The organism is Saccharibacter floricola DSM 15669, assembly GCF_000378165.1.
GTDB classification, from domain to species: Bacteria; Pseudomonadota; Alphaproteobacteria; order Acetobacterales; family Acetobacteraceae; genus Saccharibacter; species Saccharibacter floricola.
Genome location: NZ_KB899344.1, coordinates 28,433 through 45,194, shown reverse-complemented (window position 1 = coordinate 45,194; position 16,762 = coordinate 28,433). Strand labels below are relative to the sequence as shown.

General features: G+C 51.2%; 15 protein-coding genes. 4 read left to right on the top strand and 11 right to left on the bottom strand.

Annotated features, from left to right (window positions below):
- Window positions 1–10 precede the first annotated feature (10 nt).
- From F457_RS0109660 to F457_RS0109630, 7 genes are all read right to left on the bottom strand, one after another.
- Window positions 11–1,909 (bottom strand): hypothetical protein, encoded by a 1,899-nt coding sequence (locus tag F457_RS0109660; RefSeq protein ID WP_018980941.1) that lies wholly within the window; start codon window positions 1,907–1,909, stop codon window positions 11–13.
- A 63-nt stretch (window positions 1,910–1,972) separates the two neighbouring features.
- A complete protein-coding gene (gene motA, locus F457_RS0109655) occupies window positions 1,973–2,836 on the bottom strand; it encodes a flagellar motor stator protein MotA (RefSeq protein ID WP_018980940.1) in 864 nt (287 codons plus the stop codon).
- A gap of 76 nt (window positions 2,837–2,912) precedes the next feature.
- A complete protein-coding gene (locus tag F457_RS13970; RefSeq protein ID WP_018980939.1) occupies window positions 2,913–4,040 on the bottom strand; it encodes a flagellar motor protein MotB in 1,128 nt (375 codons plus the stop codon).
- Window positions 4,041–4,091: 51 nt separating this feature from the next.
- Window positions 4,092–4,865, bottom strand: coding sequence for a hypothetical protein (locus tag F457_RS0109645; RefSeq protein ID WP_026294337.1), 774 nt, complete (start codon window positions 4,863–4,865; stop codon window positions 4,092–4,094).
- 180 nt (window positions 4,866–5,045) lie between these two features.
- Window positions 5,046–5,513 carry a flagellar FliJ family protein gene (locus F457_RS0109640; protein WP_018980937.1) on the bottom strand — a complete coding sequence of 156 codons (468 nt, stop codon included), beginning with the start codon at window positions 5,511–5,513 and terminating at the stop codon, window positions 5,046–5,048.
- A 16-nt stretch (window positions 5,514–5,529) separates the two neighbouring features.
- The gene (gene fliI, locus F457_RS0109635) at window positions 5,530–6,918 is read right to left on the bottom strand and encodes a flagellar protein export ATPase FliI (protein WP_051081344.1); all 1,389 of its coding nucleotides are present in this window, start codon (window positions 6,916–6,918) and stop codon (window positions 5,530–5,532) included.
- Between the two features lie 202 nt (window positions 6,919–7,120).
- Window positions 7,121–7,966, bottom strand: coding sequence for a DUF1217 domain-containing protein (locus tag F457_RS0109630; RefSeq protein WP_018980935.1), 846 nt, complete (start codon window positions 7,964–7,966; stop codon window positions 7,121–7,123).
- 194 nt (window positions 7,967–8,160) lie between these two features.
- Between F457_RS0109630 and F457_RS0109625 the strand changes: the two genes are divergently transcribed.
- Together F457_RS0109625 and F457_RS0109620 are read left to right on the top strand one after the other, a co-directional pair.
- Window positions 8,161–8,901, top strand: a complete 741-nt coding sequence (locus F457_RS0109625; RefSeq protein ID WP_018980934.1) for a glycosyltransferase family 25 protein — start codon at window positions 8,161–8,163, stop codon at window positions 8,899–8,901.
- On the top strand, window positions 8,898–9,362 hold the full coding sequence (locus F457_RS0109620) for a hypothetical protein (RefSeq protein WP_018980933.1): 465 nt from the start codon (window positions 8,898–8,900) through the stop codon (window positions 9,360–9,362). The genes F457_RS0109625 and F457_RS0109620 overlap by 4 nt, the downstream gene beginning before the upstream one ends.
- A 63-nt stretch (window positions 9,363–9,425) precedes the next feature.
- Here F457_RS0109620 and F457_RS0109615 read toward each other — a convergent pair whose 3' ends face one another.
- The 3 genes from F457_RS0109615 to F457_RS0109605 all read right to left on the bottom strand — a co-directional run bounded on the left by F457_RS0109615 (window position 9,426) and on the right by F457_RS0109605 (window position 11,467).
- A complete protein-coding gene (locus tag F457_RS0109615) occupies window positions 9,426–9,938 on the bottom strand; it encodes a hypothetical protein (RefSeq protein WP_018980932.1) in 513 nt (170 codons plus the stop codon).
- Between the two features lie 9 nt (window positions 9,939–9,947).
- A complete protein-coding gene (locus F457_RS0109610) occupies window positions 9,948–10,280 on the bottom strand; it encodes a rod-binding protein (RefSeq protein ID WP_018980931.1) in 333 nt (110 codons plus the stop codon).
- Window positions 10,281–10,372: 92 nt separating this feature from the next.
- Window positions 10,373–11,467 (bottom strand): flagellar basal body P-ring protein FlgI, encoded by a 1,095-nt coding sequence (locus tag F457_RS0109605; protein WP_051081343.1) that lies wholly within the window; start codon window positions 11,465–11,467, stop codon window positions 10,373–10,375.
- A 315-nt stretch (window positions 11,468–11,782) separates the two neighbouring features.
- Here F457_RS0109605 and F457_RS12805 point away from each other — a divergent pair, with 315 nt between their 5' ends.
- Window positions 11,783–12,652: a transglycosylase SLT domain-containing protein gene (locus tag F457_RS12805; protein ID WP_018980929.1), complete on the top strand. Its 870-nt coding sequence runs from the start codon at window positions 11,783–11,785 to the stop codon at window positions 12,650–12,652.
- Window positions 12,653–12,710: 58 nt separating this feature from the next.
- Here F457_RS12805 and F457_RS12800 read toward each other — a convergent pair whose 3' ends face one another.
- Window positions 12,711–14,309: a tetratricopeptide repeat protein gene (locus tag F457_RS12800; RefSeq protein ID WP_018980928.1), complete on the bottom strand. Its 1,599-nt coding sequence runs from the start codon at window positions 14,307–14,309 to the stop codon at window positions 12,711–12,713.
- A 223-nt stretch (window positions 14,310–14,532) separates the two neighbouring features.
- On the opposite strand from F457_RS12800, the gene flhA reads away from it, so the two are divergent.
- The gene (gene flhA, locus F457_RS0109585; protein ID WP_018980926.1) at window positions 14,533–16,740 is read left to right on the top strand and encodes a flagellar biosynthesis protein FlhA; all 2,208 of its coding nucleotides are present in this window, start codon (window positions 14,533–14,535) and stop codon (window positions 16,738–16,740) included.
- Window positions 16,741–16,762: the final 22 nt, after the last annotated feature.

Sequence of the window (16,762 nt, the reverse complement as noted above, 5' to 3'; positions counted from 1 at the left end):
CCCCTTCAGGTCAGACCGAAATGTTCAAACTACTGCTCGACGCAGCGGGTAACGTTCTACGATGAGACGCGATGTTTTCAGCCTCCGCAACAGGCCCAACATCCTCATCTCTGGATGCTAAAACAGAGCTCACACCGTCATAATTCTGGCGTTGCCCTTCTTGTGAGGCGCCTCCCCCTTGGCCAAACTGGCCACCAAAAGAAGGATTCTGTCCCAAATGATCTTGAGCTTGATCACCGTTCATACCACCTAATTCAGCCGGGAGCACCTCAATTTTCACAGAAGTTGAGTGAATTCCCGCAGCATTAAGCTGCTCAAGAAGTTCATGATGGCTTTTGGTCAACGCTTTCGTCGTCGCGTCATCCGCTCCCTGAAGCGCAACCTCCGCCACGCCATCGGGCAAACGCGTCACCTGCACCCGAACAGACGCCGCATCCGCCGTTTTTACCGTCATCTCAAGCTTAGACGACGAATGAGACACCTGCTTCTGTGCTAAAGCGGCAATCGATGAATGCGTATCAGCCCCCGTATCTCCTTCATCAGCACGGGTTGCTAAACCTGCCGTATCAGCCTTTTGGGCCGTCACGTCCCCGCTATGATGGGCATTCCCTGCATTTATCATCGTTTGGAAGGTTGTCGATATTCCTGAAGACGACGCACTATCCGCCTTAGCCTGCCCCTCTTGCTCTGCCCCACCAGACGCTAAAAGACTGTCCTGATTATTTTGACCCCCATGCCCTCCATCATCAGACAAGGCCCCTTGAGATGGCGCATTTTGCAACGCATTAACAGGATTTGAGCGTGCTGTATCAATCGTTGCAAGTCCCAGCCCTTCCTGATCCCCTTTCTCCGCGGCCCCATTCTCACTGCCTTGGCGCATCGTGTCCGACGACTTAGCAAGATTTTGTTCGGCCGTAGCAGAGGCTTGAGTAGATGGCGTTGTATAGAGCGTTTCTGCCTTCACATTGAGGTATGACTCCCCATCCACACTCATCTCTTGATGGTGTGCTGCGTCCGAGTGTTCTGACGAAGCAGAGGAGGGCCCCCGTGTCACCGAAATATCAGAAATCTGCACATTCCCAGGCAGAGCAACAGAAGAAACACTGCCAGCTTGCATCACAGAAGGCGACGAAGCTGCTATAGGATGAGCATCATTGGGTGATTGTGCCTGCGCTGCTGCTGAAACTGACTGAGATCCTGCTGCCATAGTCGCGGTAGAAACCGCAGACGCCCCCGTGCCTTTTTGCTCTTCTGGCGACGATGCTATTTTCACCATAGATGCAAGGGCTTTATCTCCCTCCATAGGTTGCTGAGGTGCTTTTCCCATCGCATCAGGAAGCTCCATCTTGCCCCCCGCCTGCATTGACGTCTTTGCCGACAACCCGGCCTCTCCATCTTGAGACGAACGTGCTTGCAGCATCTGCGCCATCTCAGGCTGATTGAGTATGGAGGATAAAAGCCCCCATGCTTGGTCGCTTTGCGCATCGTCGCCATCTTCAGCTTTTTTGGCTGTAGTATCTTTGTCCGATGTGGAAGAGGCTTTTTCTTCTTTCTTCGGCGTATTCTGTATCTCTGCTGTATCATGTGCTTCTTGCTGAGCAGCAGAAGCGTCCTTCACGCTTGCAGACATGCCATCTGACTGATCTGCGTCTTGGGCTTTATCCTGCTTCGAGTCTTGCGACGAAGATACAACCTTGGGTTTTGAGGACGTCTCGTGCTGCTGCGACGCATTGACGCGGTCAGCCCCCTCTCGAGCCTGACGCTTATACTCATCTAAGAGCACCGAAAAGGTCGATTTCGTCGGTGGGGTTACAGTTGTTGCTGAGGGGAGCCCTTTTCGGCCACGTCCCTCGACCACAGGTGCCCCCTCGCGACGACCGACCGCCTTAAGAAGAGAGATCGAGATCATTGTACCAAGTCCTTCTTGGCATAACCATCACTCTGACGTCCCATGACTACCCTCTCAGAAGTCTTAGCGCGTAAGATCTGCAACCATTGCATCCACTTCGGAAAAGCCAGGCATAAATTCTTCTGGGATTTCCTTACGGCCTAGCTCAACACAAACCTGCGGTGGCTGTCCCTGTACAAAAGCCACCAACACTGTTCGGATGATATCATAATACTTACTATCCGTTGTGACCACTGTTTTCATCTTTGCTGAAAGCGGAGCCACCACACCATAGGCAAGCAACACACCCAAGAAAGTTCCCACAAGGGCGCCACCAATCATCTCACCCAGCACAGCAGGTGGCTTGCTAATGGCAGCCATGGTTTTGATCACCCCCAACACGGCCGCAACAATTCCCAGAGCAGGAAGTGCATCGGAAAGGCTTTGCAAGCTTTCAGCCATATGAAGCTCTTCATGCAAACGCTTCTTCAACTCACGGGTCATCACCTCATCAAGTTGATAGCCTTCATCCAAATTCATACTGATAAGACGCAAATAGTCACAAATCAGATCACGCGTATGCGCGTCATTTTGAACCGTTGGGGTTTCCGCAAAGATAGTGCTTTCCATAGGGGTTTCAAAGTCATTCTCGAGCGAAACCATCCCCTTGGTATTAGCTTGCCGTAAAAGACGATAGAGTAAAGCCAGAAGATCAAGATAGTTTTGTTTACTATAGCGTGTTCCTTTTAGAACAAGCTTCAGGTTCTTAGGGAGCTCTTTTAACGCTGCAATACTATTGGACATGATGAAAACGCCAATAGCTGCCCCAAGAATGGTTAACAACTCAAATGGCATTGACGCAAACAAGGGAGCCAAGGCCCCCCCTGATGCTGCAAAGGAGCCAAAAACACATAAAAGCGCAAAAACAAGGCCACCGATAAACAGCATCTCGATACCATCCCTTTCAAAGCACGCGCTCAAGCGCTCACTCTCATTAGTGCACAACCGCGTTATGCACCGTCAATCATTTATGCGCAGCACCCTGTGTCGCTCCATCACCGCTTGGCTGTGGAGATGCTGACGCAAAGGAGGCCGGCAGCGGATAACGCCGATGAATAACCAAAACAATCCTGCGGTTTTCCGCCGCTTCAGGCTGTGATGGCACCGTTAAATTCCTATCGGCTTGCCCCGTAACACTTTCAATCTTACGGTCTGGGTAGCCTGCTCGCACGAGCACTTCCCGAGCTTTATCAGCGCGCATAGCTGATAATGTCCAGTTTGATAAGGCTCCATTGCTTGCAGATTTACGCGTATGATAGGGAACCCCATCCGTTTTGCCAATAATAGAAATATTTTCAGGCAATGTAGAAAGCCATTTCGCGATCTCTGTCAGCATCGCTACGCCGGCTTTATTAGGTGCAATGGCTCCCGTATTAAACATAGACTGATGCTCAGTATCCTGCATCTCAATACGGATTTCGTCTGACCCCACCTTAAACGATAGATTCTTTTGATGGTCAGTAAGAGAATCGTTTTTCTTCACTTCTTCTTGCAGCTGTTGAACCATCTCTTGCAGCTTACGATTTTCATCGGCCGTTTGCTCAACACGGTCTGCATTTCCCTGCCCCACTTGTCCCTCTTTCTGCGACGCTCCACTTTGCGGGCCGCCTAAAGGGATGACTGCGGGAGGCTGTGGTGGGACATCAGCTTTAATCCCTTGGGAAAAACTGTTCGTCGCCGACGGTAAAATACTCATCCCCATAGAGGTTGAGTTCTCTACACCATGTTGTTCATGCTCCGTCGCTTTGGTCTCTTCTTTCCCCTCTGCCTTGCTCTCTTCCTTGCCTTGCTCATCATTCGGCTCATGATCGGAATCCTTCACGGCAGAGGATGGCGACGATACCGGAGAGGTTTTCTGAATCGACTGTGCAAAACTGGCTGTACCGGACTTATCAGCCATCGGATTGAAGAACAGCGCAATCCCGCGCCGTTGTTCATCAGTCGTCACATTCAGAAGCCACATCAGCAAAAAGAACGCCATCATTGCCGTCATAAAGTCCGCATAAGCGACCTTCCATGCACCACCATGATGGCCACCCCCACCCCCTTCTTCCCGCTTGATAATGATTGGGGAGTTGTTTTTATCAGCCATATTTGCGGTATCGTTCCATCAACAGTCTCTGGCACATTGCCCCGAGGGCCATTAAGTCTTCAGGCGGTTATGAGCAATGCCAAGACGAACCGAAGGCGTCCCCGTAAAGGACGCACGCCCGGCATGGGTCAACTCGAGCGAAGTATCCAGCCAGACCTCACCCCCTATATCACGCCAACGCTTACAGAACGTGTAGTCCTCGCTTAAATACGTGCCTGTTTCAGGGTCAATACTCCCATCAAACAGGGCAAAACTCCGAATACCACTGCCATCATTAGGCGCATCAATACGCTTATACTCCGTTTCTGGATACGCTTTGATCATGCGTTCCACAGCTTTCCGGCTCACCATAAGAAAACCGGTTCCCGCATAGTTACTTTCTACAAGCGGGCCCTTTTCTAGGCTCGTATGCATTTGGGCTGTTTCACCCACATAGCGCAAAGACGCTGTCTGCTGCCGTTCCCCAGCAAGGATGTTCTCTTTGGTTTTGGCGTCCCAAAAACGGTCACGCAACGGGTAAAGCCCCCCGACTACGTCCTTGCCTGATTCAAAGAGCCGAGTTGGGGCATCCGCATGAAAACCAATATCGGCATCAACAAAAAGAATATGCGTACAATCTGATTTAAAGAAAAAATTCGCGAGTAATGTATTCCGTGCACGCGTGATCATCGCATCATCACCAATATGCATAATCGTCATGGGAATACTTTGCCCACCCGACGCATATCCAATAACGGAAAGCATATACTCCGTCGTGACCATACCGCCAAAGCATGGAGTAGCAAGAAGTATCTTGCCCGGAGGCGTATTGACTGTCTGTTCCATGACGTTCCTTGGCTAAAGCTGTTGTAAAAATTGATGGTAGGGACGCGCAACCATCTGCTTAATGAGCATCACGCCCTCGATACCGGTCATAGAGCGCTTTCTCAAGAGCTCACATCGAAACCTTAAGATATTATCTCTGCTCGCTCTATTAAATACCTTTAGGCGCAGAGAGGTAAAAAATCAAAAAAACGTCTGCTCCAAATGCCGTCGAATGAAGGTTGTACGCGCAATATCATCAATATCCGCTTGTTCTTTGCGTTGGCGTTCCATGTCGAGTTCTGCATTGATCTCTTTTATCAATTTTCCTGTCGCCTCAAGCGCGGTATTGGTTTTCACCATCGCTTCACGCGCCATTTCTGTGTGACGATGCGCTTCTTGTAGGGCGTTATTTTTCTCTTCAATCTGCCGACGCGCTAGCGGGAGCCACTCTCTATAAGAGCGTTGTAAGTCCAATTTTCGATTTTCATCGCTTTCTCCCTCAAAAGCGAAAAGCTTATTAGACACAATGTCTTTTTCAATCCGTTCAATAGCCGCTTCAATAAGCTCCTCATCCTGCACGCATCGCGCAAGATGGGCTCTCGCTTCATCGGCTTCTAAGTCTTGCAGCTTTTCGAGTGAATGAAGGGCCTTCAAACGTGCAGCACTCACGGTCTATTCTCCTCGCTTATGAAGCCTGCGGCACAACCTCGCCACTCTCGCCAGTTTCCAGCACATGCTTTAACGCCTGGAAGCAATCTTCCAAACCCATCGTTTCCCCTTTTCGCTGGGTGATAAGCTGCTCAATCGCAGGCCCAAGCTGCACAGCCTCATCAGCACTGGGGTCTGCTCCCTGTTTATACGCCCCTAAACGCACCAGATCTTTGACATCACCCCATGTGGCCAGAATACGCCGCGCCTTTTGAACAAGCGCATTCTCATCAGAAGATAAACATCCCGGCACAGAACGCGATAAAGATTTGAGCACATCAATCGCAGGATAACGTCCAGCTTCCGCGATATCACGCGCCATAACGATATGACCATCTAAAATGCCGCGCACCGCATCGGCCACGGGCTCATTTTGGTCATCTCCCTCCACAAGAACGGAGAACACAGCCGTGATCTGCCCAGCTTGGCCATTTTTTTGCAAAGGCCCCGGCCCCGCGCGCTCTAGCAAACGTGGCAATGTTGAAAAAACGCTAGGAGGATACCCGCGCGTCGCAGGAGGTTCCCCTGCAGAAAGACCAATCTCGCGCAAAGCTTGGCAAAAACGCGTCACACTATCCATCAGAAGCAGCACAGACTTCCCTTGGTCGCGAAAATACTCCGCAGCAGCCAAGGCCGAATAAGCCGCCTCTCGCCGCATAAGTGCCGACGTATCCGACGTTGCCACCACCACGACAGACTTCGCCATACCGTCTGGGCCCAGATCATCCTCGATGAACTCACGCACCTCACGGCCTCGTTCCCCGACCAGTGAGATCACCGCTACATCGCACTCGGTACTGCGTACCAGCATGCCCAAGAGGGTGGACTTCCCCACACCAGACCCTGCAAAAAGCCCTAATCGTTGCCCCTCACGGCATGTTGTGAAGAGATTCATCGCTTTAACACCAAGGTCAATCCGTGGGCCAAGGCGCGCCCTTGTCGCCGCTTCTGGTGGCGATGCATGCAGCTTTTGCACCTCTCCACCCGGCAAAAGAGACCCTTTCCCGTCTATCGGTCGGCCTGTTGGGTCTATAACCCGCCCCACCCAAGACGCATTAACCTGCAACACACCGCCGGATAACTTCTGGCGTTGCTGGCGGTCATAAAGTGAGAACGATACCTTGCAGCCCGCACCGATACCTTCCATCGACCCGTAGGGCATCACAATCGCGCAATGCTGCTTAAAGGCAACGACCTCAGCCATAATATCGCGACCATCAAGGGCCTTAATGACGACACGATCCCCAATACCCGTGAAGTCCCGCATCCCGCTGACAGAAGCAGAAAGCCCGGAAATATCCAACACTTCCCCTTCTAACACACCAATAGGTACGCTCTCACGGGACGGCGCTATCAAAGAAGACATGGAGCGCCACGCCTCTTGAGCACGACCACTATAGGCAGCCGCCTCCTCCCGTGCTGCCTGCACAGCGTGCTTAACCTCTTCCAGCGAAGGAGAAGGGGACGTGGGGGGAGTCTGCACCTGAACTCTTCCTTTACAATCGATCCGTTAAAAGGCCCTTGCTTGGGCCCATACCATTCTTTAACGGCTCGACGGGAGACCTCTTTTAAAAAAGACTGGCGAGCTGAGAGCCATAATCACTGTTACCGGACGTATCGCCAAAGAGCGAAAGCACGCTATCACCATCATCGCTGCCACCAAACAGATCCATCATCGTCGCAGGTTTGTCCTGTTTGTTATATTCAGGATGGATCTGAAGTTGCGCCAAGTAACGCTGCGCATAGCGATTGATCTGATCCGGCGTCTGCAGTTTGGAGAGGTCAACCTTGTTCGTGATGATACGCTTCTGCTGAGAGAAGTCGAGCGCACCGAACTGGTCTGGCTCATAACCGCTGACAACCTCAGCAACTTTTAACAAGGTTTTATCAGACATCAGCTGGTCAACAGTTTTAATCTTCCCACCCTGCATTTTGCGTGAGAAATACAGCGCATCCCCCACGCCATTCTTCTGCAGAGAATCACTCGTTTCATATTGCTGAAGCTGATAAGCCTTTGTCGTCAAATCGACCGACTCACTGGTAAAAGGCGTCGCATCAGCTGTGCCCTTCCCCTTACCAAGGGTAGAAAATGCATCAGCGAAAGAAAGCCAACTTGCATTGCCAGACTTCCCCGCAACAGATGTTTTATCCGCCGGGTCTTGAGACAGAAGATCACGCTCCAATGCCGTCTGGTTCGCCATAGAGCTTAGATTATACGCCCCAAGCACAACTTGGTTGGACGCATAGTCCCCCATAAGCTGTTTGGTCGTTGTGATGTTGGGGGCATTTTTCTGGAACGTATCAACGTTACGCTGGAGCGTTCTATTTTCTTTGAAATAGGTTTGCGCCGACGAAAGCTCGTTTTTCTGAGCATAGATAAACTGACCAACGGGAGAAAGACCACTGAGACTCATATCATTGCTCCAATACGTAACGACATATGCCGACCATCATGATGTATGGCCACCACTCAAAGCACTCTCCACCTCAACACACATCATGGGAAGAATAACCTTAGCCATTGAACATCGCTAGAGACACATAGTACACTATAAATAGTAACAAAAACATTGCAACGTCGCTTGCAAAAGTCAGTGCGGGAATGCCAATGCAGAAATATGTGATTAGCCTAGCGCGTACACCAGAACGTCTTGAACGCTTCCGCCGGGTGAATGCGCATGTACCCGACATTCTGCATGCTCCTGGCATTGATGGGTCAACATTAGACCTCACCCAGGCTGCCGAGCAAGGTTTTGTGGATCATCATTGCCAGTTCACCAAAGGCGCTATTGGCTCAGGCATGACTCATGTTTCACTATGGGGCGCCACGGCTAAATACGGCCATCCCTCTCATATTTTTGAAGATGATGCCTTCCTCTGCCATAATTTTGAGGAAGAAAGTGATCGCGTTATCCGCTCTCTTCCAGAGGATTGGGACATCATTTTATGGGGCAATAACTCCGACACCATTCTACATTACGACCTTTTGCCCGGCATTACAGATTGCGTTGCGCGTTTTTCAGAAGAAAAAGTCCGCCGCGCTATTGAGACGTTTCGCCATATGGACGTGGCCACACTGCCTTTCCGCCTGCGCCAAACCTTTGGTATTTGTGGCTACTCAGTCTCTCCCAAAGGAGCCGTAGAGCTGATTAAACGGTGCCTGCCTTTTACCTCACCGCTCGTGACCTATCCGAGCATGGGGGGCAAAGTCCTTCAGGCAAGCAGCGTGGATCATCTCATGAACCAACATTATGCTGATCTTAAAGCCTATACCTGCATGCCACCTCTCGTACTGACAGATAACGTCCAAGCACGTAGCCTCAATCTAGCCTCTGGAGCGTCTTCATGAACGCTTCACGCGTCCGGTCTTTTTGGGCAGCCATCGGGAGCCTAGGCGCAGCCACACTCGCGAGCTGCACCTCTCCTGCAGAGACTTATTTTGACAATGGGCAAGAGCTCGCCCGCGCGGGGTTCATCGCCCATGCAGCCGATACAACCGCACGCTATACGATGCTCAACCAGCTTCCACCCTCTTTATTGACGTTCCGCCCTATCCCTGACGGGGGAAAGATTTACCTCTTTGCCGACCCTATTAGCTGCACCTGCGTCTATATGGGCAATGAAAGCTCGTATCAGAGGCTCATCCATACATCAAAGCTCAACCGTCGTTTAACACGCACCATTCTCACCCCCGCTGAGATGGCGACTGAAAACCGGCAAAACAGCGCTTCATGGGACTGGACAGCGTGGGCACCCAGTGCTGATCCAGGCGCCAACCAGCCCAAACACGTTACCGGAGCTTCGTGGTAAATAACGAAGCGCCTCTTTTAACAGTGTAAAGCCGCTCCTGCCCCTCTCCGAGGCAATATGGCTTTACACTTTATTGTCGAGAGAGAAACTTGACCGAGATGAATCGCGTCCCGCTTCACCCGTTTGGCCATAGCCATGCTGGCTCTCTTCAAGAGCGCTTTCAATTAAAATACGCATGACGGTATTTTGTGTCTCTAGAGCATGACGCAACAACGCTTGGTTGCGCTCTGCAACGTCATCAAAATGCTGCTGAAGTTCCCGTAACGGCTCCGCGGCTCCTTCAGGAAGCTGCCCATTTTCTTTCACAGCCTCAATCAGCTGACCAAGCCGATTTATCGAGGCTGTTTTCTCTGGCAATAGCGCCATGGCCTCAGCCATAGCATCATCCGATAGAAGGGCATTTTCGCGCTCCATAAACGCAATAGCCTGCGAAAAAGCCTCTACAAGAGCATCACGGGAGAGCTCTTCCTCTGCCCCATCCGCACCAACAGGCATTTGAGAGGTGGCCTCCTGATGCTCTGCTGCAAAATGCTGCGTTGCACGCTTAACCACATCTCCTAAGCGAGGCATTTTCATCGCCTAATCCTATCGTGAGCCGTTGCCGGAATGGCTCTGCATCTTCTGCATGGTCTGATAGACTTGGTGGGCAATCCCCACACCGCCGTTCCGAGCGATCTGCTTCCCAAGCTCAAGCACTTGCAAAGAGCGGAATTGCTTTTCGGCTGACCCTCCCCCAAAAGGTTTGCCAGAGGTATCAACCGTTTCAAACATCGGCTGCATCATTTCCCCCAACGCCACAGCCTCAAAACCCTCCGCTCCTTGCTGGATTTTTTTATCCACTTGAGAGGCAGAAGGCGTCGTCGCACGCATTTGATGTGGAGCCGCTAAGGGAGCCGTCAGATGTGGAAACGAAACCAAAACACTACCCTATCTTGTCGAGATAATTTGGACATTACATTACCACTCAGCACCCGCACCTGTCACGCTTTATCTCTTAAGCGCACATGCCTTTACCGCACTTCAAGCTCTGCCTGAAGTGCCCCGTCCGCCTTAATCGCTTGGAGGATACTAATCATATCACGCGGCCCAACGCCCAACGCATTCATCCCCGTGACAAGGCTTGATAAAGAAGGCCCTTCTGGAAGTAGCGCCATCTTATTATTACGATCTGTGTTAACATTTACCTGCGTTTGCTGCACCACAGCTGTTTGCCCACCCGCCAACGGGTTCGGCTGTACCACTTGAGGGGTCGATGCAATCTGAATGGTCAGATTACCTTGGGCAACAGCCACGGTCGTGATCCGCACATTGTCGCCCATCACGATTGTTCCTGCCGCTTCATCCACAATGACTTTCGCCATCGTATCAGGAACCACTCTGAGATCCCCAATTTCATACAAAGCTTGCGCTGCATTACGACGGGCAAGACGCACCGTTACCGTACGTGGATCTTCCACCGTTGCTGTGCCACGACCAAGGCGGCGGTTAATTACATCTGCAATACGGTTCGCTGTCGTAAAGTTCGGGTTTTTAAGAGCGAGGTGAATAATGCCCCCCGCTCCCAATACGACTGGCACTTCTCGTTCCACAACAGCGCCGTTAGCAATATGGCCGCTCGTTGGCACGTTACGCACAGCCTCAGCAGCAGGCCCACGTGCAGAAAAGGCGTTTGTCACGAGAGAGCCCTGCGCCACCGCGTAAACTTCACCATCCGCTGCCTGCAACGGCGTTACGATCAGCGTCCCACCCGTTAAGCTTTGCGCATCACCAATCGCAGAAACCGTTACATCAATCCGGTTCCCACCATGAGCAAAAGGCGGCAACGTTGCCGTGACCATCACTGCTGCTGTATTATGTGTTTGAAGCTGAACAGCCTTGTCACGAATATTCACGCCAAGACGATTGAGCATGCCAATCAGCGTTTCTCGAGTGAACAAGGTATTTGTCAAGCGATCTCCCGTCCCGTTCAAGCCTGCAACGAGACCGTACCCGACGAGTTGGTTGTCACGAATCCCTTCGTAATCAACAATATCTTTAATACGCACCGTTTCGGCATGTGCAGGGAAAGGCCATGTCATCACAGTTAACACAAGCCCAACCAACATAAGAATCACGCTAAGCCCCCGGCCTGCGTGCTTCTTTGCCTTGTAGAAGGTCTGGTTTTGGTGCTGTGCAACCTGCATAAAATGACTTCTCCTGTCCACCGCCCTGTGCTTTAGCAAAAAAAACATAAAAAAACATCTTTTTCATGCCACTGGGTAAGCTACCTTGGTCATGCCTTCTGCTTTTCTCGCGCTTTTTTATCAAGAAAAGATTCTTATTAAGGAAAACAGAGTAATACGAATAACAACACAATCACGATAGAAAAGACGTTTAAAAATTATTGTCAGACCATGAGAAAAAAGCGTATAGGAACCCCTATGCACAGTCAGCTTTTGGTTTCCGCTTTGGCACGTACAATGTCGCGCCTTGTTGGTGCCTGCGCTTTCCTATGCGTAGGGCTCCTCTCGGGTGCGCACGCCTACGCAACAGCATCAGCGCCCTGCATGGCCGCAACCGCTCAAGTCGAGCGTGCCTTGCAGCTTCCTGATGGGTTTCTCTCCGCTATCAGCCGTGTTGAAACAGGCCGCCCCCAAGCTGACGGGCGCCTCCTCGCTTGGCCGTGGAGTGTCAATGCTGGCGGCGTTGGCTATCAATATCACTCCCTTCAGGAAGCCGTCGAAGCCGTCAAGAAATTTCACCAAGACGGGATACAGTCCATTGATGTTGGGTGCCTTCAGGTCAACATCATGCACCATCCTAATGCATTTTCATCCCTTGAAGCCGCATTTGACCCTTATACGAACGCCCTTTATGCGGGGCGTTTCCTCAAGCAAATGCATGATAAAACGGGAAGTTGGCCTCGTGCCGCAGCAGCCTATCACTCCCAAACGCCTTCAATTGGCGCTCCTTATCTTGACCATGTTCTCGCTGAATGGGCCGTCCCCCAAGACGGGCGTCCTTTAACGCCTCTCAAGACCATCCCACTCCATGCCACGTCTTTTTTCCAGAACAAAGCGCCCTCTGCGCATCCTTTAGCACCCCTTCAAGAAGTCAAAACGCCGGCGGCTCCTTCATCAACGCCTGATAAGCCACAGCGTGATTTTCATCCGTTCAAAGGGTTTCAACATTTTTCAGAACCCCCCAGCCATCCACGCATGGCGGGCTCTCAACAAAGTCGTAATCTGGCAGCATATCGCAGAAACCCCGTGCGGATCGTGAATACAATGCCTTATCCTTCTTCCTACTAAACCGCAGGATGGGGGCGGGCCTCCCATCGTCACCTATCAGCCCGCCTAAACACTCAGATTAGGACGAAGACGCAACGAGAGACCGTAGTGCCTCACCCATCTCATTAAGAACCGGCACAAAAGAACTTTCATGAGCGCGGAAAATGCGTAGAGTCGGATACCATACAGACTGCGTCCCCTCATCGCCCCAACGCCAGCAGGAATCCCACCGATTAGCCAACCATACCGGAATACCTAACGCACCCGCGAGATGTAATGGCGCTGTATCAACAGAAATGACGAGGTCAAGCGTCTTCATTAATGCCGCACAATCAGCCATATCGGTGACCTGATCCATCAGGTCATACACAGGCTGCGGTGTTCCCTCTGCAAGCTCTTGCCGAGGATCCCCATATTGCAAGGAAAAGAAGTCCACTTCCGCAGGGGCCAAAGCAGCCATCATCTCCTGAAGGTTCGTCGAACGACGACGATCAGCCGCGACATCACGTGCGAGGAAACGCTTTCCTCCAGCCCACACAAGACCCACTCTTAAACGCCGCTTCCCGTTTGTCGGTCTGCCCTCTTTTTCCAAACGCTCCGACACATGTCGCGCAAAAAGGGCTGCGTCTTGCTCTGGCACGGTCATATACGGTGCGAAGGGAGGGATATCCGCCTCCGTCTTCATCCCACAGATATAGGGGAGATCAGCAATCGGGCAGCCATAATGATACTGGCTCTGTGTTTGCGGCTCGACCTCTACCTCGTTACTTAATCGAACGTCCACCTCGGGGAAGCTCTGCCTGAGCAGCCTTACAAGCTGTGATGGAGCGGCAAGCGTAACGCGCGCACCTCGCGCTAAGATCTGTGGTAGGAAGCGAATGAACTGGATCGTATCACCTAAACCTTGCTCCTGATAAAAGAGAATGTGCTTCCCTTCCAACGCCACATCCGGTGCCAAACGGTAAAGGTCTTTCACATACCAACAAGAAGGATTGATCACAAACGGGCTACGGAGCGCGTAACGCTGGAATCCTTCCTCAAAATGGCCAGCTTTCAACAAACAAATCCCAAAACCAAACGAGATGAGCTCATGCGATGGCGCAAGATCAACGCCTTTACGGTAATAAGCGATCGCCTCTTCCGAGCGATTAAGCCGCTCAAGAGCACACCCCATATTATTATAAAGCGGTACAGATACAGGGCCATCCGCCAACCAGCTCTCTAAAACCGTCTTAGCCTCTTCGGTGCGACCAGCTTCAAGCAAGCAGGCGGATAGATGCTCCCCAACGGCAAGGCGATTTTGCTGAGGTGAGGCTTTCAAAATGTCCGCATAAAGACCCATGCTTTCATCATAATGACCCAGAGCCATGAGCTGATCGGCCAAATGCAGCATAATATCGTAACGCACGGACATTAAATGCTCGTCATTGACCTCCGGCAGCGCGAGAAGCGCCTTCCGCAGGATAGTCATCATGAGATGATGATGGGCAGTGTGTTGCACCAACACGCCATAGGCAGCCAACAACAAAATAACATCCGTCGTTTCGCAGCTCACCTGCCGGATAATATCAAGCGCATCTGCCTCTCTGCCATGAGAGTATAAAAAGCTACCCGCTTCTGTCAGATTTTCTGGGGTGAGATCATTCCACAGAGCCTTTTTCAATACATCAATGTCCAACCGACACACCCCTTCTGATCAATGAGCAAGCACACTTGTCTGATATTTCTGCCACAGCTCCTCAAGAGGTTTCAACTCAGACCTCTAAAGAAGACGTGCTGTGGGTTTTAACGCTTGATTGCCTTCTCTCCCATGCGTATTTTAAAAAGCCTATCACAGATAACAGATAATCTAAGCTAAACGCGCTCGATATGAGCATAATGGCTTTATTGAGAGGACTCTCTTGGCGACACCCAGCAGACCGACAGACCAAAAAACCTCTTCGGCCGGGGCTGGCGCTTCTCTCGTCGCCACTATCAGGGCACGCCTTAATCAAGCCGTCCACGCTTTTTCCAACCCCAAAGCTCTTTTCCAACCAGGGGGGAAAGGGCTTGCTGCTGTACGGTCAACCTTGCCAGGGACGGATATCCTCCTTGCCCTTGGCGTTATTCTCCTCATTTCTATTCTGATTGTCCCACTTCCAACATTTATCTTAGACATTGGACTTTCTCTTTCTATCACATCATCTGTTTTGATTTTGATGGTGGCTCTTTTCTTAGAGACACCACTCGACTTCACCTCATTCCCTACCTTGTTACTTCTGACAACCATGTTCAGGTTGTCTCTTGAGGTCGCCACAACACGGCTTATCCTCAGTCACGGGAATGAAGGCGCCTATGCGGCAGGACATGTCGTTGCCTCCTTTGGTGGCTTCCTTATGGGCAATGATATTGTCATTGGGGGCATTGTTTTCTCCATTTTGATGGTCGTCAATTTTATGGTGATCACCAAAGGGTCAGGCCGTATTGCAGAAGTATCAGCCCGCTTCTTCTTGGATTCCATGCCCGGGAAGCAGATGGCTATTGATGCTGACATCGCCTCCGGTGCCATGAACGAGAAAATGGCCCGTGCCAAACGTAAGGAGCTTGAAGCAGAAAGCTCTTTCTATGGCTCCATGGATGGTGCAGCTAAATTTGTGCGTAATGATGCCATCGCAGGCATTATCATCACCGTCATCAATATCCTTGGGGGGCTAACGATTGGCGTACTACGCCATGACATGCCTATTTCTGAGGCGGCGCAAACCTTTACCACCCTCACGATTGGTGACGGGCTTGTTTCCCAAATCCCGGCTCTTTTGGTGTCCTTAGCGGCTGGTATCGTCGTCACCAAAGGCGGCACAGATGGATCGGCGGACGTTACCCTGTTTCGCCAACTTGGCGGGAGCTCCAAACCACTCGCCATTGCCTCTATTCTTTCTGCAGGCTTTGCGTTTATGCCGGGTCTGCCTGCTTTCCCATTTTTGCTTATTGCGGCCGTCGCTGGAGGAGGCGCTTGGTGGCGTCATAAGCAACCTCTCCGCGACGAAAATGCAGAAGACGCCACGCAAATTGAGCCTGCGCCTTCAGTTCAACCTATTTCCGACTTGCTCCATGTTGATCTCCTCCGCCTAGAAATCGGTTACGGCTTATTACCCCTTGCCAGTGGAGAACATGCGCAAATTACAGAGCAAATCCGAGCACTTCGGCGTAAAATGGCCTCTGAGATGGGTTTCATCACACCATCCGTGCGTATTCAGGACAATATTCAACTTCCGACAGACAAATATGTTATCAAGCTCAAGGAAATTGAAATTGCTTCCGGCGAAGTGCGCCCTAACCGCCTTCTCGCTATTTGCCCATCGGGGATCGACCCTCATAATGCGCTTCCGGGCGAAGTCACCACAGAACCTTCCTTTGGTCTGCCCGCTATTTGGACGGAACCGACGTTAAAAATTCAAGCAACGAATGAAGGCTATACGGTGGTTGATCCCACCACGGTCATCATCACTCATTTAACAGAGTCCATTAATCAAAATCTCGGTGAACTCCTCACCTACGCCGCCACGCAGCAACTTTTGGATGATCTCCCGAACGATCAACAACGTCTTGTCAGCGACCTGATCCCCTCGCAGGCATCACTCAGCACCATACAGCGCGTGTTGCAATCTTTGCTGCAAGAGCGGATTTCCATTCGCGATCTCCCCACCATTCTGGAGAGTATTCAAGAAGGAAGTGCCCTAATTTCCAAGGGAATCAAGGCTCTGACCGCCCATGTGCGCGTTCGTCTTTCTCGGCAAATTTGCAGTAATTATGTCGGGCCGTCAGGGTGTATTTCCATGATTACACTCTCGCCAGAATGGGAAACCAAGCTGCTCAATAATATTGTTGGTCAAGGGGACGATCAAACGCTTGCTATGCCACCTAATATGCTGGATGAGTTTGTAAAATCTCTCCGTCGTGCCTTTGATCAAACAGCGAATATTGGTGAAACTCCGGTTATTGTTACCACATCAGGCACGCGTGATTCTGTGAGGATGATCATTGACCGTATTCGTCCATCTATGGCCGTGATGGCACAAGCAGAAATTTACCCCCGCACGCGTATTCGAACCGTTGCTACAGTGACGTAACATCCCTCGCGTTCTTGTCGTC

Bases quoted from the DNA above. Each gene is read 5' to 3' on its own strand.
- F457_RS0109660 (WP_018980941.1), bottom strand. From the start codon at position 1,909: ATGATCTCGATCTCTCTTCTTAAGGCGGTCGGTCGTCGCGAGGGGGCA.
- motA (WP_018980940.1), bottom strand. From the start codon at position 2,836: ATGCTGTTTATCGGTGGCCTTGTTTTTGCGCTTTTATGTGTTTTTGGC.
- F457_RS13970 (WP_018980939.1), bottom strand. From the start codon at position 4,040: ATGGCTGATAAAAACAACTCCCCAATCATTATCAAGCGGGAAGAAGGG.
- F457_RS0109645 (WP_026294337.1), bottom strand. From the start codon at position 4,865: ATGGAACAGACAGTCAATACGCCTCCGGGCAAGATACTTCTTGCTACT.
- fliI (WP_051081344.1), bottom strand. From the start codon at position 6,918: ATGTCTTCTTTGATAGCGCCGTCCCGTGAGAGCGTACCTATTGGTGTG.
- F457_RS0109630 (WP_018980935.1), bottom strand. From the start codon at position 7,966: ATGAGTCTCAGTGGTCTTTCTCCCGTTGGTCAGTTTATCTATGCTCAG.
- F457_RS0109625 (WP_018980934.1), top strand. From the start codon at position 8,161: ATGCAGAAATATGTGATTAGCCTAGCGCGTACACCAGAACGTCTTGAA.
- F457_RS0109620 (WP_018980933.1), top strand. From the start codon at position 8,898: ATGAACGCTTCACGCGTCCGGTCTTTTTGGGCAGCCATCGGGAGCCTA.
- F457_RS0109615 (WP_018980932.1), bottom strand. From the start codon at position 9,938: ATGAAAATGCCTCGCTTAGGAGATGTGGTTAAGCGTGCAACGCAGCAT.
- F457_RS0109605 (WP_051081343.1), bottom strand. From the start codon at position 11,467: ATGTTGGTTGGGCTTGTGTTAACTGTGATGACATGGCCTTTCCCTGCA.
- F457_RS12805 (WP_018980929.1), top strand. From the start codon at position 11,783: ATGCACAGTCAGCTTTTGGTTTCCGCTTTGGCACGTACAATGTCGCGC.